The organism is Enterobacter sp. C3_dUdeg (assembly GCF_057536195.1).
In genome coordinates, this window is the sequence record NZ_BAAKFX010000001.1 from 536,564 (window position 1) to 555,825 (window position 19,262).

Genomic DNA, 19,262 nt, shown 5'->3' on the forward strand with positions numbered 1-19,262 from the left:
AAGGAGTCGCATCATGGCGGTTCGAACTAAAGTAGTACGCCTTATTATGGCAGGCGCAGTTGCCATAGCACTGAGCGGATGCGTTTCCGTTCCTGATGCGATTAAGGGCAGCAGCCCGACGCCACAGCAGGATCTGGTTCGGGTGATGAATGCGCCTGAGCTTTACGTCGGCCAGGAAGCGCGCTTTGGCGGTAAGGTCATAGACGTACAAAACCAGCAGGGGAAAACCCGCCTCGAGATCGCGACCGTTCCGCTGGACAGCGGCGCGCGGCCGGTACTGGGTGAGGCCTCTCGCGGACGTATCTATGCGGACGTCAGCGGTTTCCTCGATCCGGTCGATTTTCGCGGGCAGCTGGTGACCGTCGTCGGGCCGATTACCGGCGCCGTGCAGGGCAAAATCGGCAGCACGCCGTATAAATTTATGACCATGCAGGTCAACGGGTATAAACGCTGGCGGCTGGCACAGCAGGTGATCATGCCGCCTCAGCCGATGGATCCGTGGATGTGGGGTCCACATCCTTATCGTTACGGCTACCCGGGCTGGGGCTGGTATAACCCGGGTCCTGCACAGGTTCAGACGATCGTTACTGAGTAACTTACTGTTATTGTTAGAAAAGAGACAGCGGCTCAGCCGCTGTCTCTGTTTTTTTACGGATAAAACGAAAAAAAAGAGTGACGCGCTTCGCAACCTTAAATCTGAACAATTAATAAACTGGTACGCTGAGTTAATATAATGTTAACAAACTGTTTATTATCGGGGTTGTGATGACGACGAACACTCATTTCAGAGGTGATGCATTGAAGAAGGTTTGGCTTAACCGTTATCCCGCAGATGTTCCTGCTGAGATCAATCCTGACCGTTATCAATCCCTGGTGGAATTATTTGAACACTCGGTAAGGCGCTACGCGGACCAGCCCGCATTCGTGAATATGGGCGAGGTCATGACGTTCCGTAAGCTTGAGGAGCGTAGCCGCGCGTTTGCGGCGTATCTGCAGGAAGGGCTGGGGCTGCAAAAAGGGGACCGCGTCGCGCTGATGATGCCGAACCTGCTGCAATACCCGGTGGCGTTGTTCGGTATCCTGCGAGCCGGGATGATTGTCGTCAACGTTAACCCCTTGTATACCCCGCGCGAGCTGGAGCATCAGCTGAACGACAGCGGCGCGGCCGCGATTGTCATTGTGTCCAACTTCGCCCATACGCTGGAAAAAGTGGTCGACAAAACCCAGGTTAAACACGTCATCCTGACGCGCATGGGGGATCAACTCTCGACCGCCAAAGGCACGCTGGTTAACTTTGTCGTTAAATACGTCAAGCGCCTGGTGCCAAAATACCACCTGCCGGACGCCATCTCCTTCCGCCGCGCGCTGCATGCGGGCTACCGTATGCAGTATGTGAAACCCGAAGTGGTCGCGGAAGATCTTGCGTTTCTGCAATACACGGGCGGGACTACCGGCGTCGCCAAAGGCGCCATGCTTACCCACCGTAATATGCTGGCAAACCTTGAACAGGTGAACGCCACCTACGGGCCGCTTCTGCATCCGGGCAAAGAGGTGGTGATCACCGCGCTTCCGCTGTATCACATCTTTGCGCTGACCATGAACTGCCTGCTGTTTATTGAACTGGGTGGTCAGAACATCCTCATCACCAACCCGCGCGATATCCCGGGCCTGGTGAAAGAGCTGGCGAAATACCCGTTCACCGCCATGACGGGGGTGAACACCCTGTTTAACGCGCTGCTTAATAACAAAGAGTTCCAGCAGCTGGATTTCTCCACGCTGCATCTCTCTGCGGGCGGCGGCATGCCGGTTCAACAGGCGGTCGCCGAGCGCTGGGTGAAGCTCACCGGTCAGTATTTGCTGGAAGGCTATGGGCTGACGGAATGTGCTCCGCTGGTCAGCGTGAACCCACACGATATCGACTATCACAGTGGAAGCATTGGTCTGCCGGTTCCTTCCACCGAGGCCAAACTGGTCGATGATAACGATAACGAAGTCGCGCCGGGCGAGCCGGGTGAGCTTTGCGTCAGAGGTCCGCAGGTGATGCTGGGTTACTGGCAGCGTCCCGATGCGACCGACGAAATCATCAAAGACGGCTGGCTGCACACCGGTGATATTGCGGTAATGGATGACGAGGGCTTCCTGCGCATCGTCGATCGCAAGAAAGACATGATCCTGGTCTCCGGCTTCAACGTCTATCCGAATGAGATCGAAGACGTGGTTATGCAGCACAGCGGCGTACTCGAGGTGGCGGCGGTCGGCGTCCCTTCCGGCAGCAGCGGTGAAGCGGTGAAGATATTTGTGGTCAAAAAAGATCCTTCCCTGACGGAGGAGGCGCTGGTAACGTTTTGCCGTCGTCAGCTGACGGGCTATAAGGTGCCGAAGCTGGTTGAATTCCGCGATGAGCTGCCGAAATCCAACGTCGGTAAGATATTACGACGAGAATTACGTGACGAAGCCCGTGGCAAAGTAGACAATAAGGCCTGAGCTTCACGCTAATCGCCCAGACGCCGGTTAAGCCGGCGTTTTTTATGGGCGCAAACAAAAGAGAACCCGTTTTGAATTACCAGATGATCACGACCAACGACGAGCTGGCTTCGCTGTGCGAAGTGACGCGCGACTTTCCTGCCATTGCCCTGGATACCGAGTTTGTCCGTACCCGGACCTATTATCCGCAGCTGGGTTTGATTCAGATGTACGACGGTAAGCACGTGTCGCTGATTGACCCTCTCGGCATTACCGACTGGACGCCGATGCGTAACTTGCTGCTCGATACCGCCGTGACGAAATACCTGCACGCAGGCAGTGAGGATCTGGAAGTCTTTCTGAACACCTTTGGCATCATGCCCCAGCCGCTGATTGACACGCAGATCCTCGCGGCATTCAGCAATCGTCCGCTCTCCTGGGGCTTTGCTGCCATGGTGGAGGAGTATACGGGCCTGACGCTGGATAAAAGCGAATCCCGTACCGACTGGCTGGCGCGCCCGCTTACAGAGCGTCAGCTGGAGTATGCGGCGGCAGACGTGTTTTACCTGCTGCCGATTGCGGGACAGCTGATGAAAGAGGCGGAAGCCTCCGGTTGGCTCGCTGCTGCGCTGGACGAGTGCCGTATGACCCAGCAGCGTCGTCAGGAAGTGGTTGACCCGAAAGAGGCCTGGCGCGATATCAGTAACGCCTGGCAGCTGCGCACGCGTCAGCTGGCATGCCTGCAGCTGCTGGCAGACTGGCGCTTGCGTAAAGCGCGGGAGCGCGATCTGGCCGTTAACTTTGTTGTTCGCGAAGAGCATCTCTGGGCAGTCGCGCGCTATATGCCTGGCAGCCTGGGCGAGCTGGACAGCATTGGGCTTTCGGGCAGCGAGATCCGCTTCCATGGTAAAACCCTGCTGGCGCTGGTCGCCAAAGCGCAGGAGCTGCCGGAAGATGCGCTGCCGGAACCGCTGCTGAACCTGATGGACATGCCGGGCTATCGCAAAGCGTTTAAGGATATCAAAGCGCTGGTGCAGGCGGTTGCAACGGAAAGCAAGCTGAGCGCGGAACTGCTCGCCTCACGTCGTCAGATTAACCAGCTGCTGAACTGGCACTGGAAGCTGAAGCCGCAGAATGGCGTGCCGGAGATGATGGCGGGATGGCGCGGGGAATTGATGGCCGATCGCCTGAATACGCTGCTGGACGGTTACCCGCGATAAAAAAATATGCCGGGCGATATACCCGGCATATTTCCCCGGTGGCGCTGCGCTTACCGGGGCGGCGAAAACACAAACCTACGGACGCGACTCTTCCGCTTCCGGGAGCGTAACGTTCAGCTCCAGAATCGAAATATCCCCGTCTTTTTGTTCCAGCTGCACCGTGACCATCTCCGGGTCAATCTGCACATACTTACAGATCACTTCCAGGATGTCCTTGCGCAGCTGCGGCAGGTAGTGAGGCTCGGCGTCGCTACGACGACGCTCCGCAACGATAATTTGCAGACGTTCTTTTGCGATGTTGGCGGTGTTCTTTTTCCGCGAGAGAAAAAAGTCCAGTAATGCCATAACTTATCCTCCGAACAGGCGTTTGAGGAAACCTTTCTTCTCTTCTTCAATGAAGCGGAAAGGACGTTCTTCTCCCAGCAGACGGTCAACGGTATCGGCGTAAGCTTTACCTGCATCTGCCAATGTATCAAGGATCACTGGCTCGCCCTGGTTAGAGGCGCGTAACACGGACTGATCTTCCGGGATAACGCCCACCAGCTTAATGCGCAGGATCTCCAGCACGTCTTCCATGCTCAGCATGTCACCTTTGTTCACGCGGCCCGGATTGTAGCGAGTGAGCAGCAGGTGTTCTTTAATCGGGTCTTCGCCATTTTCCGCACGACGGGATTTAGAGGCGAGGATGCCCAGAATGCGGTCTGAGTCACGCACGGATGAAACTTCAGGGTTAGTGGTGATGATCGCTTCATCAGCGAAGTAGAGCGCCATCAGGGCACCGGTTTCGATGCCGGCAGGGGAGTCGCAGACAATGAAGTCGAAATCCATTTTTTTCAGATCGTCGAGCACCTTTTCCACGCCTTCACGGGTCAGGGCGTCTTTGTCACGCGTCTGAGAAGCCGGGAGAATGTAGAGGTTCTCGGTGCGCTTGTCTTTGATCATCGCCTGGTTAAGCGTGGCATCGCCCTGAATGACGTTTACGAAGTCATACACGACGCGACGCTCACATCCCATGATGAGGTCGAGGTTACGCAGACCGATATCGAAGTCGATAACGATGGTTTTCTTTCCCTTCTGGGCCAAACCAGTAGCGATGGCCGCGCTGGAGGTGGTCTTGCCAACGCCTCCTTTACCCGAAGTAACAACAATAATGCGTGCCATAGAAATTCCTTGTTAAAAAGGGATCAATTCAACGGTTGAACGGTCAACGCGTCGTCTGCCAGAAGCAGGCGAGCCGCTTTGCCATAAAATTCGGCTGGGATCTTGTCGCTCAGCCAATATTCACCTGCGATGGACACAAGTTCCGCCGTCAGGTGAGTACAAAATATTTGCGCATCTCGATCGCCACTTGCACCTGCGAGCGCACGTCCACGCATCATACCGTATACGTGAATATTGCCATCTGCAATCAGCTCAGCGCCAGCACTGACGTGGCTTGTAACAATCAGATCACAGTTTGGTGCATAAATGCGCTGACCGGAACGAACCGGCACATCAATCATTCGCGTTTTTGTGACGGTAGTAACGTTTTGCACCGCAGGAGGGGGCGTTTGCACGGCAACGGGTGCCGCTCGCGAGGCTTTTTCTTTGCCCTCATTCAGAAGGGGCAGCCCCGCACGCTCAATTTCCGCTTTCAGCTCAGTATCTTTGCAGCCGCTGATGCCCACGATACGTAGTCCGGTCGAGGAGACGGCCTGCTGGAGAAGTTTCCAGTTAACCGGAGCCTCAAGACCGCTGACGTTGATAACAACAGGGGCGTGCTTCAGAAAGGCGGGAGCCTGGGCGATTTTGTCTTCTAACGCCTGACGAATAACCTCGGGTTTTGCATCATGCAAATGTACCACTGATAAGGTGAAGCTACTGCCTTTAAGCTCGATGGGCGTGTTTGACATCCTGGCCTTACTCAATTTGCTATTAACCGCAACCACTCGCTGCGATATTCCGAAGAGTATCAGGCATGTTATAGTCAGGAGTATATTGAGGCAAGCAACCACCCATTAATTCAGAGTAAAAACATGTTTTGTGTGATCTACAGAAGTACAAGCCGTGACCAGACCTATCTTTATGTCGAAAAGAAAGACGATTTTTCACGCGTGCCTGAAGAATTAATGAAGAACTTTGGCCGACCACAGCTGGCGATGCTGCTGCCGCTCGATGGTCGTAAGAAACTGATTAACGCCGATCTGGATAAAGTGAAAACGGCCTTAGCCGAGCAAGGCTATTATTTACAGCTTCCACCGCCACCCGAGAATTTATTAAAACAGCATCTTGAGGCGAACGGTAAAAAATAGTCTCAACTGTTTTTGGGTACAACACATCAACCGTTTAGGGGTCGACCATGTATCAACATCATAACTGGCAAGGTGCATTACTGGATTATCCCGTCAGCAAAGTGGTTTGCGTGGGCAGCAACTACGCAAAACATATTCAGGAGATGGGCAGCGCGACGCCAGAAGAACCGGTCCTGTTTATTAAGCCTGAAACGGCGCTGTGCGATATCCGCCAGCCGCTGGCGCTGCCGCAGGGGCTGGGCTCGGTGCATCACGAAGTTGAACTTGCCGTGCTGATCGGCGCGACGCTGCGCCAGGCCTCAGAAGAACATGTTAAAAAAGCGATTGCCGGATACGGCGTGGCGCTGGATCTGACCCTGCGTGACGTTCAAGGCAAAATGAAGAAAGCAGGGCAGCCGTGGGAAAAAGCCAAAGGGTTTGATAATTCCTGCCCAATTTCGGCGTTTGTGCCGGTGAGCGAATTTACCGGCGATCCGCAGGACACGCCGCTCAGCCTCAAGGTTAACGGTGAGATCCGCCAGCAGGGCACCACGGCAGACATGATCCATAAGATTGTGCCGCTGATCGCCTACATGAGTCGCTTCTTTACCCTGAAGCCGGGCGATGTGATCCTGACCGGAACCCCAGAAGGCGTTGGCCCGCTACTCAGCGGTGACGAGCTTGAGGTCGGTTTCAACGGCCTGTCGCTGAAAACCCGCGTGCTGTAACCCCATCTTGCCGCCTGAAGAGGGCGGCAAAACTTGCAACAACGTGCCAGACTCGTTATAAGGTGCGCTTTCTTTTGACGTGTGGACATCCTGATGAACGACATCCCTTTCTGGCAAAGCAAAACTCTCGACGACATGACTGACGCGGAATGGGAATCATTGTGCGACGGCTGCGGGCAGTGCTGCCTGCACAAGCTGATGGATGAAGATACGGATGAAATCTACTTCACCAACGTTGCCTGCAAGCAGTTAAACATTAAAACCTGCCAGTGCCGCAACTATGAGCGCCGGTTTGAATTTGAGCCTGACTGCATCAAGTTAACCCGGGATAATCTGCCGACGTTTGAATGGCTGCCGCATACCTGCGCGTATCGCCTGCTGGCGGAAGGGAAAGGTCTGCCTGACTGGCATCCGCTGTTAACCGGTTCAAAAGCGGCGATGCACGGTGAACGTATTTCTGTGCGCCACATTGCGGTGAAAGAGTCCGAGGTGCAGGACTGGGAAGATCACATCATGAACCACCCGACCCGTTGAGATTAAAAAAACCGCCGAGGCGGGTTTTTTTGTGCTTGTGCGGCCTGATGCCCTCACCCCAACCCTCTCCCGTGGGAGAGGGCGCAAACGCTAAAAACGGCAACCTTGGTTGCCGTTTTGCGTTTACCTTCCGAACAAATCGCGTTTCTTCGGTTTGAACGGCTGGGCAATCAGCACCAGCAGCGCCACGACGAAGTAGGCGGCAAAAATGCCCACCAGCCACTGCGGCATCTCCAGCGTCAGGAATTCCCATTGGCGAACGGAGCAGTCACCGGATGCGACAAACACCTGCGGCAGCCATTTGTCCAGCGGCAGCCAGCTCGGGAAGCGGGCGGCAAAATCACAGGTCATAAACGGTGACGGATGCAATTGCATCATGGTGTGCTGCCAGGAGAGTTCAATTCCTTTCCAGGCGCTGTAGATCCAGATGGCAATACCGGCATAGCGAAGCGGCGATTTTGGGGCAATCGCACCCACCAGGCCCGCACCCATAATGCCGAACAGCGCGCTGCGTTCGTAAATACACAGTACGCAAGGTTTCAGTCCCATTACATGCTGGAACCACAGCGCGACCATTTCCAGCGCAAAGGCGGTCAGGGCCATTAACAACCACGCTCCGCGACCGCGGGAGCACTGGTTTAAAAATCTCAACATAATCATTTCCCTGGAACATGCTTAGAAAGCGCAGTGTAAACGAATTCGTTTTTCGCGCCACCTGTACCTGGCGAAATAAAACGTAATTGGATGTTTATCGTGCGAAAAGGCAAACGGGCAGCGAACTGCCCGAGATGCATAGTTTACTGCGCCGCAAGTATACCCGCTTGTACCAGCCATTGCGTACAGGGAATGAGGGTAATTTTGACGCAAAGCAATCCGACGATCGTGAGCACCAGCGTATAGGGCAGCGCCATCCATACCATCCTGCCATAAGAAAGACGTATGAGCGGCGCGAGGGCGGAGGTCAGCAGGAACAGGAAGGCGGCCTGGCCATTTGGCGTCGCCACCGACGGCAGGTTGGTTCCGGTATTGATCGCCACGGCCAGCAGCTCAAACTGTCCGGCGCTGATAACGCCTTGCTCCATGGCCGCTTTAGCCTCGTTGATGTAGACCGTCCCGACGAAGACGTTATCTGAGATCGACGAGAGCAGGCCGTTAAACAGGTAAAACAGCGAGAGCTGAGCATCCGGTGACGCCTGTAATACAAAGGCAATAATCGGCGCGAACAGGTGCTGGTCGATAATCACCGCCACGACGGCAAAGAACACCGCCAGCAGGGCGGTAAACGGCAGGGCTTCGGTAAACGCCTTGCCGATGGCATGTTCGTCCGTCACGCCGGTAAAGGTGGTGGCGAGAATAATGACTGACAGGCCAATCAGCCCCACTTCGGCAAGATGGAACGCCAGCGCCGCGATAAGCCAGACGCCGATGATCCCCTGAGCAATCAGTCGTAGCGTCTCCTGGCGCGTCCGCTGGCTTCGGCTCTGCACATCGAATTTATGCAGCTCCTGACGAACCGGCTCCGGGAGCTGCGCCCCGTACCCAAAGAGGCGAAACTTCTCCACCAGCAGACAGGTCGCCAGCCCGCAGATCAGCACCGGTACGCTCACCGGGGCCATTCTCAGGAAGAAATCACCGAAGTGCCAGCCCGCCGCTTTGGCAATGATCAGGTTTTGCGGCTCGCCGACCATGGTCATCACGCCGCCCAGCGCGGTACCCACGCCGGCATGCATCATCAGGCTGCGCAGAAACGCGCGGAATTGTTCCAGCACGTCACGGTTATGCGCCTCAACGTGGCTGTCATCCTGCAGGTCCTCATTTGGGCGAGAGGAGGCCACGCGGTGATAAATTCCGTAAAACCCAACCGCGACGCTGATCACTACCGCAACGACCGTCAGCGCATCCAGGAACGCCGACAGGAAGGCGGCGGCAAGGCAAAACGCCAGCGAGAGGAACATTTTCGACGGAATGCTGAGCAGCAGGCGCGTGAAGATGAACAGCAGCAGCTGTTTCATAAAGTAGATGCCGGCCACCATAAAGATCAGCAGCAGAAGCACTTCGAGATTAGACGCCAGCTCTGCTTTGACATGCCCGGCGCTGGTCATACCGACGACGACGGCTTCAAACGCCAGCAATCCGCCCGGCAGAAGGGGATAACATTTCAGCGCCATGGCCAGGGTGAAGATAAACTCCGCCACCAGCAGCCAGCCGGCGATAAAGGGATTCACGCTAAAAATGATGGGATTAACGACCAGGAAAACCAGCAGTATCAGTTTATACCAGTCAGGAGACTGGCCTAAAAAATTGCGCCATAGCGCGCGCCCAAAAGAAATTTCCACAACAGACGTCCTTCCCGTCAAGTAAGACAAAACATCAGTATACGCAAAAATCGCGGCCTGGAGGCGGATAAGGCTGCATTGTAAATTTCACAAAAATGAAACGGCGATCCCTCTTTTCTCTCTTTGCCGCGCTACCTGCCACTGCGTGCCTCTGGTATGATGAGTCCAATTTGCTAAAGCTGTGTAATGGAAATCTCACTATGGTCATTAAGGCGCAGAGCCCGGCGGGTTTCGCGGAAGAGTACATCATTGAAAGCATCTGGAATAATCGTTTCCCTGCGGGGTCCATTCTTCCGGCTGAACGCGAACTCTCTGAACTGATTGGCGTCACTCGCACCACGCTGCGTGAAGTGCTTCAGCGGCTGGCGCGCGATGGCTGGTTGACGATCCAGCACGGTAAGCCTACGAAAGTGAACAATTTCTGGGAAACGTCCGGGCTGAACATTCTTGAAACGCTGGCGCGTCTTGACCATGAAAGCGTGCCGCAGCTTATTGATAATCTGCTCTCCGTTCGCACCAACATCGCGACGATCTTTATTCGTACCGCTTTCCGTCAGCATCCGGAAGACGCCCTTGCGGTGCTGGCCAGCGCGAACGAGGTGGAAGATCACGCCGATGCTTTTGCCACCCTCGATTACAACGTGTTCCGCGGCCTGGCGTTTGCCTCCGGCAACCCGGTGTATGGCCTGATCCTCAACGGTATGAAAGGGCTTTACACCCGCATTGGCCGCCACTACTTTGCCAATCCGGAAGCGCGTAGCCTGGCGCTGGGCTTCTACCACAAGCTGAGCAAGCTCTGTACCGAAGGTCTGCACGATCAGGTTTATGAGACGGTGCGCCGCTACGGTCACGATTCCGGTGAAATCTGGCACCGTATGCAGAAAACGCTGCCGGGTGATTTAGCGATTCAGACCCGCTAAAAGAAAAAACCTCTCGTATGAGAGGTTTTTTTTCGTCGGGTGGCGGCTACGCCTTACCCGACCTACGGGGTTTATAGGCCCGGTAAGCGTAGCGCCACCGGGCAAAAGCGTCACTACAGCGTATTCAACCGCGCCGGGCAACGTTCCAGCAGCTCGACGCTCCCGTCTTCATTCTGCTGCTCCAGCTGCACGTCAAAGCCCCACAGGCGATGAACGTGCTTCAGCACTTCTTTACGCCCTTTATCCAGCGGCGCGCGATTGTGCGGGATATAGCGCAGCGTCAGGGAGCGGTCACCGCGCAAATCGACGTTCCATACCTGAATATTCGGCTCAAGGTTGCTCAGGTTGTACTGGGAAGAGAGGCGAGAGCGGATCTCACGGTATCCCTCTTCGTTATGGATTGCGGAGATCTCCAGATAGTTGTTGCGGTCATCGTCCAGCACGGTGAAGAAGCGGAAATCACGCATGATCTTCGGCGACATAAACTGGCTGATGAAGCTCTCGTCCTTAAAGTCGCGCATCGCAAAGTGCAGCGTTTCCAGCCAGTCAGAACCGGCGATATCCGGGAACCAGTACTTGTCTTCTTCCGTCGGCGACTGGCAGATACGCTTAATGTCCTGGAACATGGCGAAGCCAAGCGCATACGGGTTTATTCCGCTGTACCACGGGCTGTTGTAGGGCGGCTGGAACACCACGTTGGTATGGCTATGGAGGAATTCCATCATGAACCGCTCGGTCACTTTTCCCTCGTCGTACAGATGGTTAAGAATGGTGTAGTGCCAGAAGGTCGCCCAGCCTTCGTTCATGACCTGCGTCTGCTTTTGCGGGTAAAAATACTGGCTCACCTTGCGCACGATGCGCAGGATCTCACGCTGCCACGGCTCCAGCAGCGGGGCGTTCTTCTCCATAAAATAGAGCAGGTTTTCCTGCGGCTCGGACGGATAGCGACGCGCTTCGGCGATCGTTTTTTCCTCCTCACGCTTCGGCAGGGTACGCCACAGCATGTTCACCTGGCTTTGCAGGTACTCTTCGCGGCTCTTCTGCCGGGCTTTCTCCTCCTGCAGGGAGATTTTCTGCGGACGTTTGTAGCGGTCCACGCCGTAGTTCATCAGCGCGTGGCAGGAGTCGAGCAGTTTTTCCACTTCGTCCACGCCGTAGCGCTCTTCGCAGTCGGTAATGTATTTACGGGCGAAGATCAGGTAATCGACGATGGAACTGGCGTCCGTCCAGCTGCGGAACAGATAGTTATTCTTGAAAAAGGAGTTGTGCCCGTAGCAGGCGTGCGCCATCACCAGCGCCTGCATGGTAATGGTGTTCTCTTCCATTAAATAGGCAATACACGGATTGGAGTTAATCACAATCTCATACGCCAGCCCCTGCTGGCCGTGCTTATACAGCCGTTCCGTTTCAATAAATTTTTTACCAAACGACCAGTGCGGATAGTTAATCGGCATCCCGACGCTGGAGTAGGCGTCCATCATCTGTTCGGACGTAATGACTTCAATCTGATGGGGATAGGTATCCAGGCGATACAGCTTTGCGACCCGGTCGATTTCGGCGAGGTAAACATCCAGCAGCTCGAAGGTCCAGTCGGGTCCATCGCTCAGACGTGTGTTGTCCTTGTTCAGGGAATCAATAGTAGCCATTAGCGCGCCCTCGTTGTGGGTGCTCTCTCTGTCTGGAGAGCCTCCTTTCAAGCATAGATCAACGTGTTAAAAAGCGTGCTGGGGTAGAAATTTTTTCTTTGCGATTTCGCGTTTTTGATACGGCAAAAAAACGGTATGTCTCAGCATATTATGCTGGTTAAAAATAACGCGCAGCAGGAGATCCCAAATTAGCACTATCCCCTGATGCTGGGGGATGTGTGAGGTAAGTCACCATAAAAAAGTCGTATGTTGAATAATATTTTCAACTAGGTTATCAATCTGTAATTAGAAGATTGTTCTTTTGCACATAATGGAGTGGCTATGCGTGTTGTCATACTGGGAAGTGGTGTCGTTGGGGTAACCAGCGCCTGGTATTTAAGTCAGGCGGGACATGACGTAACCGTTATCGATCGTGAATCCGGTCCCGCGCTTGAAACCAGCGCGGCGAACGCCGGGCAAATCTCTCCGGGGTATGCGGCGCCGTGGGCTGCGCCGGGCGTTCCGCTGAAAGCGATTAAATGGATGTTCCAGCGCCATGCGCCGCTGGCCATCAGCCTTGACGGCACGCAGTTCCAGCTGAAGTGGATGTGGCAGATGCTGCGCAACTGCGACACCCGCCACTACATGGAGAACAAAGGGCGCATGGTGCGCCTGGCGGAATACAGCCGCGACTGTCTGAAAGCGCTGCGCGCGTCGACGGGGATTGAGTACGAAGGCCGCCAGGGCGGGACGCTGCAGCTGTTCCGCACCGAGCAACAGTACGAGAATGCCACCCGCGATATCGCCGTGCTGGAAGATGCCGGCGTACCGTACCAGCTGCTGGAAGCCAGCCAGCTTGGTCAGGTTGAACCGGCGCTGGCGGAAGTGGCGCATAAGCTGACCGGCGGCCTGCGCCTGCCGAATGACGAAACCGGCGACTGCCAGCTCTTTACGCAACGTCTGGCGCAAATGTGCGAGCAGGCGGGGGTGAAGTTCCGCTTCAACACCTCCGTCGACAAGCTGCTGTCGGAAGGGGAAAAAATTTACGGCGTGAAGTGCGGCGACGAGGTGATCAAAGCCGATGCCTACGTGATGGCGTTTGGTTCGTACTCCACCGCCATGCTGAAAGGCATTCTCGACATTCCGGTTTATCCGCTGAAGGGCTACTCGCTGACCATCCCGGTGAAAGAAGAGAGCGGCGCCCCGGTGTCGACCATTCTGGACGAAACCTACAAAATCGCCATTACCCGCTTCGACAACCGCATTCGCGTAGGCGGCATGGCGGAGATTGTCGGCTTCAACACCGAACTGCTGCAGCCGCGTCGTGAAACGCTGGAGATGGTCGTGGGCGATCTCTTCCCGCGCGGAGGTTTTGTTGAGCAGGCGACGTTCTGGACCGGCCTGCGTCCGATGACCCCGGACGGCACGCCGATCGTAGGGCGCACGCCGTTTAAAAACCTGTGGACCAATACCGGACACGGCACGCTCGGCTGGACAATGGCCTGCGGATCGGGCCAGCTGCTGAGCGACCTGATTTCCGGGCGCACGCCGGCAATTCCGTTTGACGATTTAAGCGCCGCGCGCTATCAATCGGGGTTTACGCCTTCGCGTCCACAGCACCTGCACGGCGCGCATAGCTAAGGAGTTGTCATGTCCCGTCCTGTTCTGGCCCAGCTGAACCTGCAGGCCCTGAAGGATAATCTGCAAATTGTTCGTCGGGCGGCACCGGGTTCGCGCGTCTGGTCGGTGGTGAAAGCGAATGCCTACGGCCACGGTATCGACCGTATCTGGAGCGCGCTGAGCGCGACCGACGGTTTTGCGCTCCTGAATCTGGAAGAGGCCATTCTGCTGCGCGAGCGCGGCTGGAAAGGGCCGATTCTACTGCTGGAAGGCTTTTTCCATGCGGAGGATCTGCCGCTGCTGGATAAGTACCGGCTGACCACCAGCGTTCACAGCAACTGGCAGATTAAGGCGATCCAGGATGCGAAGCTCCATGCTCCGCTGGATATCTATCTCAAGGTAAACAGCGGCATGAACCGCCTGGGCTTCCAGCCTGAGCGGGTGCATACGGTCTGGCAGCAGCTGCGCGCCATGAAAAACGTGGGCGAAATGACGCTGATGGCGCATTTTGCCGACGCGGAAAAACCCGACGGTATTGCCGATGCCATGGTCCGCATTGAGCAGGCGGCTGAAGGGCTGGATTGCCCGCGCTCGCTGTCGAACTCGGCGGCCACGCTGTGGCATCCCGAGGCGCACTATAACTGGGTGCGCCCGGGGATCGTTCTGTACGGTGCGTCTCCCTCCGGTCAGTGGCAGGATATCGCCAACAGCGGCCTGAAGCCGGTCATGACCCTGCGCAGTGAAATCATTGGCGTGCAGACGCTGAAGGCCGGGGACACGGTGGGCTACGGCAGCCGCTACCGGGCAAAGGGCGAGCAGCGGATTGGCATCGTGGCGGGCGGTTATGCCGACGGCTACCCGCGCATCGCGCCGACCGGCACGCCGGTCTGGGTCGATGGGGTTCGCACGGGAACGGTGGGCACCGTATCTATGGATATGCTGGCCGTTGATCTGACGCCATGCCCGCAGGCGGGCATTGGCTCACCCGTCGAGCTGTGGGGTAACGAAGTTAAGATTGATGACGTTGCTGCCGCGGCGGGCACGGTGGGGTATGAATTGATGTGCGCGCTGGCCCCTCGAGTGCCGGTTGTGACGGTGTAACTTATGTTCGCCGGGTGGCGCTAACGCTTACCCGGCCTACGTTAGAGGGTTTTGTAGGCCGGGTAAGGCGAAACCGCCACCCGGCAAAAAAACTACTCCGCTTCCTCTTCCATCGGCCTTAAACCGACTTTCCGCACCGCGTTATCTTCTTTTTCGGCAACGGTCCAGATCATCCCGGCAAACTCTACCTGATCCCCCACGACCGGGGCAGCGCCAAGCCGCTGCTGGATGATTTCGCCCAGCGTTTGCGGGTTATCACCGTCTTCAGCACCTTCATCCAGACCGTAAATCAGCGCCACATCCGCAAATTTAGCGCTGGCTTCCAGAATAAAATCGCCGAAGAAGCGCTGGTCCAGGGCCACCGGAGGCGACTGGCTGAACAGCTTGCCTAGCGCGGGCAGGTCGCGCTCGCGACCAATCACGCAGAGAATATCCCCCTCGCGCAGGCGGGTGCTGCCGGTAGGGTGCAGCAGGACATTATCGCGGAACAGGGCGGCAATGCGCGTTTCGGTCGGCATGTGCAAATCGCGCAGCGAGGCCCCCACGCACCATTTGTCGGCGCTCAGCTGATAGACAAACTGTTCCCACGGGTTCTCCGGATGAATATCGAGCCCCACGCGTGAGACCGGCCAGCCCACGGGCGGGACCACCACTTTGGCTTTTTTCGCCGCCCACCCGAGCGAGGTTCCCTGGAACAGCAGGGAAATCAGCACCACGAAGAACGCCACGTTAAAGAACAGCCGCGCGTTATCCAGACCGGCCATCATCGGGAACACCGCAAGGATAATCGGCACCGCGCCGCGCAGGCCAACCCAGCTGATAAAGACCCGCTCGCGCAGGTTGAAGCCGCGAAACGGCAGCAGGCCTGCAAATACCGACAGCGGACGGGCGAAGAAGATCATCCACGCGGAAAGCAGCAGCGCCGGAACGGCGATCGGCAGCAGGTCCGATGGCGTAACCAGCAGGCCCAGCACCAGGAACATGCCGATTTGCGCCAGCCACGCCAGGCCGTCAAAGTTCTGCAAAATGGCATGGCGGTTGCGAATAGGGCGGTTGCCCATCAGGAACCCGCAGAGATAGACGGCGAGAATGCCGCTGCCGTCCAGCGCCGTGGTGACGGCAAAAATGAGAATGCCGCCGCTCAGCGCCAGCAGGGGGTAAAGCCCCGCGGGAAGCGATATACGGTTGATCGTCTGCTGTAGCAGATAGCCCCCCGCCAGTCCGATAACAATCCCCAGGCCGAACTGCTGCAGGATATGTAACGCAAACATCCAGCTCAGCCCGCTTTCATGCTGCTGAATCATCTCGATAAGCGTAATGGTGAGAAATACCGCCATCGGATCGTTACTGCCGGATTCAATCTCAAGCGTGGAGCCAACGCGTTCGTTAAGCCCTTTTCCGCCGAGCAGGGAAAACACCGCTGCCGCATCGGTTGAGCCCACGATGGCGCCAATCAGCAAACCTTCCATGATATTGAGATGGAAAAGCCACGCGGCCATCATCCCGGTGAGGCCAGAGGTAATCAACACGCCGACCGTGGCGAGCGACAGCGCAGGCCCTAAGGCCACGCGGAAGGAGCTCGCCTGGGTACGCATCCCGCCGTCCAGCAGGATCACCGCCAGCGCGAGGTTACTCACCATATAGGCGAAGGGGTAGTTATCGAATGGGATACCGCCAATGCCATCAATGCCGGCCAGCATGCCGATGGCGAGGAAAATGACAAGAATAGGTATGCCGAGACGCGATGAAAATGAACTTAATAAAATACTGCTGGTTACAAGGACGGAACCCAAAATGAAAAGGCTGATTATCGCTGCGGCATCCAATGTTCTCTTACTCCCACCTCAATGTTAACGCTGTTACTAAAACCCTAACATATTAACAACGGCAACAGCGTTTTATTAAGGGGGTATAACGGCTTTTTTATGCCTTTATGACAGGATGGCCGCTGATGGTCAGCCGAGTGCCGGAACCATTGTGGATCAGGGAGGCATGCGCCCCCAGCGCCAGGGTCACGGTTTGCTGCTCGTGGCCGAAATCCAGACCGGTGATAACCGGAATATCCAGCCGCGAGCGAACGAAGTCGACCATGGTCTCCAGGGAGTAACCCTCGTCATAGTCATTCGGAGCAGAGCCGCTGAAGCTGCCCAGCACAACCGCGGACTGGCGTTCAAGAATACCGGCATGATAAAGCTGCAATAGCATGCGCTCGACGCGGAACGGATGTTCGTTGATATCTTCCAGCACCAGAATGCCGTCCTCGATTTTCGGCATCCACGGCGTGCCGATGAGCGAGACCAGCATCGCCAGATTGCCGCCCCAGAGCTGGCCTTCACATTCCCAGTGCGGTCCATTGCCTTGCCACTCCACGCTGTAGGTGGAATTGCGCAGCGCGCGCCAGAAATGTTCCACGGTAAACGCATCCAGCTCCGGTGCGCCGAAGTTACCGGCCAGCATCGGACCGCTGAAGGTGATGACGTTATGCAGGGCCAGCAGCCCAAGCTGGATGACGGTGAAATCGCTATGGCCGCAGATCAGCAGCGGATCCTGCTGCTGGCGCAGCGCCAGCCCCTGCCAGTCAATGCTCTCCAGCAGCCGGCTCGCGCCATATCCGCCGCGCACCGCAAGCACAATACGGTTTTCGCCCGTCAGGTTCACCAGACTATTGATATCATTCAGCCTCTGCGCTTCGGTACCGGCAAAACGCTGCTGGCGGCGGGGGATAATCGTCTGATTTTCTACCTGATGGCCAGATTCCAGCAAACGCTGAACGCCCCGCTGCGCCGCGTCCTGGTTAATGCAGTAGCCCGACGGTGCGATGAGATGAAACTGAGACATGGCAATTCCTTGCTGAATGAGAAACTAATTGTCTATATCATGCCGCTTATACGCTGCCTGCTTCAAGAGGCGGCGCACCGCGATGACCGGCTATAAGGATAGATGACGTGAAATTGAGATGGTTTGCTTTTTTGATTGTGTTGCTCGCTGGCTGTAGTTCAAAACATGATTATCAAAACCCGCCCTGGAACCCGGAAGTGCCGGTGAAACGGGCCATGCAGTGGATGCCGATCAGTGAGCAAGCCGGGAAGGCCTGGGGCGTCAGCCCGCGTCTCATCACGGCGATCATTGCGGTGGAGTCCGGCGGTAATCCCACGCTTGTCAGCAAATCCAACGCGGTGGGGCTGATGCAGCTTAAAGCGTCAACGGCCGGGAGAGAGGTTTACCGCTACATGGGCTGGAACGGCCAGCCGTCGACCAGCGAGCTGAAGAACCCGGAACGTAACATTTCAATGGGCACGGCCTATCTGAGCATTATGGAGCATGGCGTGCTGAAGGGGATTAAGGATCCAGAGGTGATGCAGTACGCGCTGGTGGTGTCTTACGTTAACGGTGCCGGCGCGTTGCTCAGAACCTTCTCCTCTGACCGCAAAGAGGCGATAGAAGAGATTAACGACATGGACAAAGACGAGTTCTTTGAACATGTGGCGAAAAATCACCCGGCACCACAGGCGCCTCGTTATATCTGGAAAGTACAGAAAGCGATGGATGCCATGTAATGCCGCAGACGGGCGGCGGTCACGCTGCCCGATTTATTCACAGAACCTTATTTGCGCGTTCCCGCGCCTCTCGCTCCAGGGAATAGATAATACGCTGAAGCTCACGCTCTGCTCCAGGCCCGACGTTGAGGAAACGAAAGCTCAGACGCGGCGTGGTAATGGTTTCATTTTTGCTGTCCACGACGGTGCGGTCGCTGATGGCAATCAGCTGTGCATCGAAATAAAAGCGACCCCAGCCCCCCATATCCAGTTCGATTTGCGTAAACCGCATGCCCTCTACCAGCCCGTCCGGTTTCGGCGTGTCCATCAGCGCGCCCATGCCGCCCAGCGACAGATCGAAGAGGCGGAAGCGGATCTCTTTTTTGTCCGGCATTTTGGCCTTACAAAAATAGGCGGGGTGAAGCGGGGCGCTGATGCGGAAATATTCACGACGCTGAACAAACCAGAGATTGGTCGGAAGCGGGGTAACAAAAGCCGGCAGTCCCTGGTATTCGCTCAGTTCCAGCCGCGACAGGACAAACTCCACTTTGGCGCCCTGCGTTTCGGCCATCACCGCGATATTCTCCGCTTTCAGCGCCGCGCGGTTTTCATACTCCTGACTGCCTAAATCAATCACCAGCCGATCCTGCGAGGCGTCAAGGATCTTGCTGATGAACTGATTATTCGACCAGCTGATGCGCAGCGGCACTTCACCTTTTTGCAGGTCGCGTAATACCCCTAATACAGCCAGCGGATTTTGCTTGAGGAACTGCTCACTGTAATGACTCACGCCGGATGGCTCCTTGATAGATGACAGACTGTCTTAGCGTTATCGGCAATCTGCAATGAAACTTAATACAAACCGGTGAGTTTTTTTTGCCTGTTTAACCAAAGATAAGTCGGTGAGAT

General features: G+C 56.2%; 19 protein-coding genes. 10 read left to right on the top strand and 9 right to left on the bottom strand.

Annotation, left to right across the window (positions count from 1 at the left end; genetic code table 11):
• Positions 1-13: 13 nt before the first annotated feature.
• From AC27FC_RS02510 to rnd, 3 genes are all read left to right on the top strand, one after another.
• Positions 14-595: a Slp family lipoprotein gene (locus tag AC27FC_RS02510; protein WP_033145820.1), complete on the top strand. Its 582-nt coding sequence runs from the start codon at positions 14-16 to the stop codon at positions 593-595.
• A gap of 203 nt (positions 596-798) precedes the next feature.
• The gene (fadD, locus tag AC27FC_RS02515; RefSeq protein WP_023312189.1) at positions 799-2,484 is read left to right on the top strand and encodes a long-chain-fatty-acid--CoA ligase FadD; all 1,686 of its coding nucleotides are present in this window, start codon (positions 799-801) and stop codon (positions 2,482-2,484) included.
• 71 nt (positions 2,485-2,555) lie between these two features.
• The gene (gene rnd / locus AC27FC_RS02520; RefSeq protein WP_087822872.1) at positions 2,556-3,683 is read left to right on the top strand and encodes a ribonuclease D; all 1,128 of its coding nucleotides are present in this window, start codon (positions 2,556-2,558) and stop codon (positions 3,681-3,683) included.
• Between the two features lie 75 nt (positions 3,684-3,758).
• On the opposite strand, the gene minE is transcribed toward rnd, so the two are convergent.
• The 3 genes from minE to minC are packed head-to-tail and all read right to left on the bottom strand — an operon-like array spanning position 3,759 to position 5,575.
• Positions 3,759-4,028 carry a cell division topological specificity factor MinE gene (gene minE, locus AC27FC_RS02525; RefSeq protein ID WP_008500504.1) on the bottom strand — a complete coding sequence of 90 codons (270 nt, stop codon included), beginning with the start codon at positions 4,026-4,028 and terminating at the stop codon, positions 3,759-3,761.
• A 3-nt stretch (positions 4,029-4,031) separates the two neighbouring features.
• The gene (gene minD / locus AC27FC_RS02530) at positions 4,032-4,844 is read right to left on the bottom strand and encodes a septum site-determining protein MinD (protein ID WP_029742160.1); all 813 of its coding nucleotides are present in this window, start codon (positions 4,842-4,844) and stop codon (positions 4,032-4,034) included.
• Positions 4,845-4,867: 23 nt separating this feature from the next.
• Positions 4,868-5,575 carry a septum site-determining protein MinC gene (minC, locus tag AC27FC_RS02535; RefSeq protein WP_023312186.1) on the bottom strand — a complete coding sequence of 236 codons (708 nt, stop codon included), beginning with the start codon at positions 5,573-5,575 and terminating at the stop codon, positions 4,868-4,870.
• Positions 5,576-5,698: 123 nt separating this feature from the next.
• Between minC and AC27FC_RS02540 the strand changes: the two genes are divergently transcribed.
• From AC27FC_RS02540 to AC27FC_RS02550, 3 genes are all read left to right on the top strand, one after another.
• Positions 5,699-5,974: a YcgL domain-containing protein gene (locus AC27FC_RS02540; protein WP_029742143.1), complete on the top strand. Its 276-nt coding sequence runs from the start codon at positions 5,699-5,701 to the stop codon at positions 5,972-5,974.
• A gap of 47 nt (positions 5,975-6,021) precedes the next feature.
• Positions 6,022-6,681, top strand: coding sequence for a fumarylacetoacetate hydrolase family protein (locus tag AC27FC_RS02545; RefSeq protein WP_029742142.1), 660 nt, complete (start codon positions 6,022-6,024; stop codon positions 6,679-6,681).
• 93 nt (positions 6,682-6,774) lie between these two features.
• On the top strand, positions 6,775-7,215 hold the full coding sequence (locus AC27FC_RS02550) for a YcgN family cysteine cluster protein (RefSeq protein WP_033145818.1): 441 nt from the start codon (positions 6,775-6,777) through the stop codon (positions 7,213-7,215).
• Positions 7,216-7,338: 123 nt separating this feature from the next.
• On the opposite strand, the gene dsbB is transcribed toward AC27FC_RS02550, so the two are convergent.
• Entirely contained in the window at positions 7,339-7,869 is a 531-nt protein-coding gene (gene dsbB / locus AC27FC_RS02555) for a disulfide bond formation protein DsbB (protein WP_023312182.1), read from the bottom strand.
• A 143-nt stretch (positions 7,870-8,012) separates the two neighbouring features.
• Complete coding sequence (gene nhaB / locus AC27FC_RS02560; protein WP_048977596.1) at positions 8,013-9,551, bottom strand: Na(+)/H(+) antiporter NhaB; 1,539 nt, start codon at positions 9,549-9,551, stop codon at positions 8,013-8,015.
• 200 nt (positions 9,552-9,751) lie between these two features.
• Here nhaB and fadR point away from each other — a divergent pair, with 200 nt between their 5' ends.
• Positions 9,752-10,471, top strand: coding sequence for a fatty acid metabolism transcriptional regulator FadR (fadR, locus tag AC27FC_RS02565; RefSeq protein ID WP_023336056.1), 720 nt, complete (start codon positions 9,752-9,754; stop codon positions 10,469-10,471).
• A gap of 113 nt (positions 10,472-10,584) precedes the next feature.
• Here fadR and AC27FC_RS02570 read toward each other — a convergent pair whose 3' ends face one another.
• Positions 10,585-12,117 carry a SpoVR family protein gene (locus AC27FC_RS02570; RefSeq protein WP_023293929.1) on the bottom strand — a complete coding sequence of 511 codons (1,533 nt, stop codon included), beginning with the start codon at positions 12,115-12,117 and terminating at the stop codon, positions 10,585-10,587.
• Positions 12,118-12,438: 321 nt separating this feature from the next.
• Here AC27FC_RS02570 and AC27FC_RS02575 point away from each other — a divergent pair, with 321 nt between their 5' ends.
• Together AC27FC_RS02575 and dadX are read left to right on the top strand one after the other, a co-directional pair.
• Positions 12,439-13,737, top strand: coding sequence for a D-amino acid dehydrogenase (locus AC27FC_RS02575; protein ID WP_032658462.1), 1,299 nt, complete (start codon positions 12,439-12,441; stop codon positions 13,735-13,737).
• 9 nt (positions 13,738-13,746) lie between these two features.
• Positions 13,747-14,817 (top strand): catabolic alanine racemase DadX, encoded by a 1,071-nt coding sequence (dadX, locus tag AC27FC_RS02580; protein WP_143346845.1) that lies wholly within the window; start codon positions 13,747-13,749, stop codon positions 14,815-14,817.
• A gap of 92 nt (positions 14,818-14,909) precedes the next feature.
• Here the strand turns inward: dadX and AC27FC_RS02585 are convergent, their stop codons facing one another.
• Both AC27FC_RS02585 and ldcA read right to left on the bottom strand, forming a co-directional pair.
• Entirely contained in the window at positions 14,910-16,643 is a 1,734-nt protein-coding gene (locus AC27FC_RS02585; protein ID WP_048977594.1) for a potassium/proton antiporter, read from the bottom strand.
• Positions 16,644-16,740: 97 nt separating this feature from the next.
• Positions 16,741-17,655, bottom strand: coding sequence for a muramoyltetrapeptide carboxypeptidase (gene ldcA, locus AC27FC_RS02590; RefSeq protein ID WP_196354255.1), 915 nt, complete (start codon positions 17,653-17,655; stop codon positions 16,741-16,743).
• A 107-nt stretch (positions 17,656-17,762) separates the two neighbouring features.
• Here ldcA and emtA point away from each other — a divergent pair, with 107 nt between their 5' ends.
• A complete protein-coding gene (gene emtA, locus AC27FC_RS02595) occupies positions 17,763-18,374 on the top strand; it encodes a membrane-bound lytic murein transglycosylase EmtA (RefSeq protein WP_064672703.1) in 612 nt (203 codons plus the stop codon).
• Positions 18,375-18,411: 37 nt separating this feature from the next.
• On the opposite strand, the gene ycgR is transcribed toward emtA, so the two are convergent.
• Positions 18,412-19,143, bottom strand: a complete 732-nt coding sequence (gene ycgR, locus AC27FC_RS02600; protein ID WP_023312174.1) for a flagellar brake protein YcgR — start codon at positions 19,141-19,143, stop codon at positions 18,412-18,414.
• Between the last annotated feature and the right edge of the window lie 119 nt (positions 19,144-19,262).

Coding starts and splice junctions, on each gene's coding strand:
- AC27FC_RS02540 (WP_029742143.1), top strand. CDS start 5,699: ATGTTTTGTGTGATCTACAGAAGTACAAGCCGTGACCAGACCTATCTT.
- fadR (WP_023336056.1), top strand. CDS start 9,752: ATGGTCATTAAGGCGCAGAGCCCGGCGGGTTTCGCGGAAGAGTACATC.
- AC27FC_RS02545 (WP_029742142.1), top strand. CDS start 6,022: ATGTATCAACATCATAACTGGCAAGGTGCATTACTGGATTATCCCGTC.
- dadX (WP_143346845.1), top strand. CDS start 13,747: ATGTCCCGTCCTGTTCTGGCCCAGCTGAACCTGCAGGCCCTGAAGGAT.
- minC (WP_023312186.1), bottom strand. CDS start 5,575: ATGTCAAACACGCCCATCGAGCTTAAAGGCAGTAGCTTCACCTTATCA.
- minD (WP_029742160.1), bottom strand. CDS start 4,844: ATGGCACGCATTATTGTTGTTACTTCGGGTAAAGGAGGCGTTGGCAAG.
- dsbB (WP_023312182.1), bottom strand. CDS start 7,869: ATGTTGAGATTTTTAAACCAGTGCTCCCGCGGTCGCGGAGCGTGGTTG.
- AC27FC_RS02575 (WP_032658462.1), top strand. CDS start 12,439: ATGCGTGTTGTCATACTGGGAAGTGGTGTCGTTGGGGTAACCAGCGCC.
- minE (WP_008500504.1), bottom strand. CDS start 4,028: ATGGCATTACTGGACTTTTTTCTCTCGCGGAAAAAGAACACCGCCAAC.
- AC27FC_RS02550 (WP_033145818.1), top strand. CDS start 6,775: ATGAACGACATCCCTTTCTGGCAAAGCAAAACTCTCGACGACATGACT.
- ldcA (WP_196354255.1), bottom strand. CDS start 17,655: ATGTCTCAGTTTCATCTCATCGCACCGTCGGGCTACTGCATTAACCAG.
- AC27FC_RS02570 (WP_023293929.1), bottom strand. CDS start 12,117: ATGGCTACTATTGATTCCCTGAACAAGGACAACACACGTCTGAGCGAT.
- AC27FC_RS02510 (WP_033145820.1), top strand. CDS start 14: ATGGCGGTTCGAACTAAAGTAGTACGCCTTATTATGGCAGGCGCAGTT.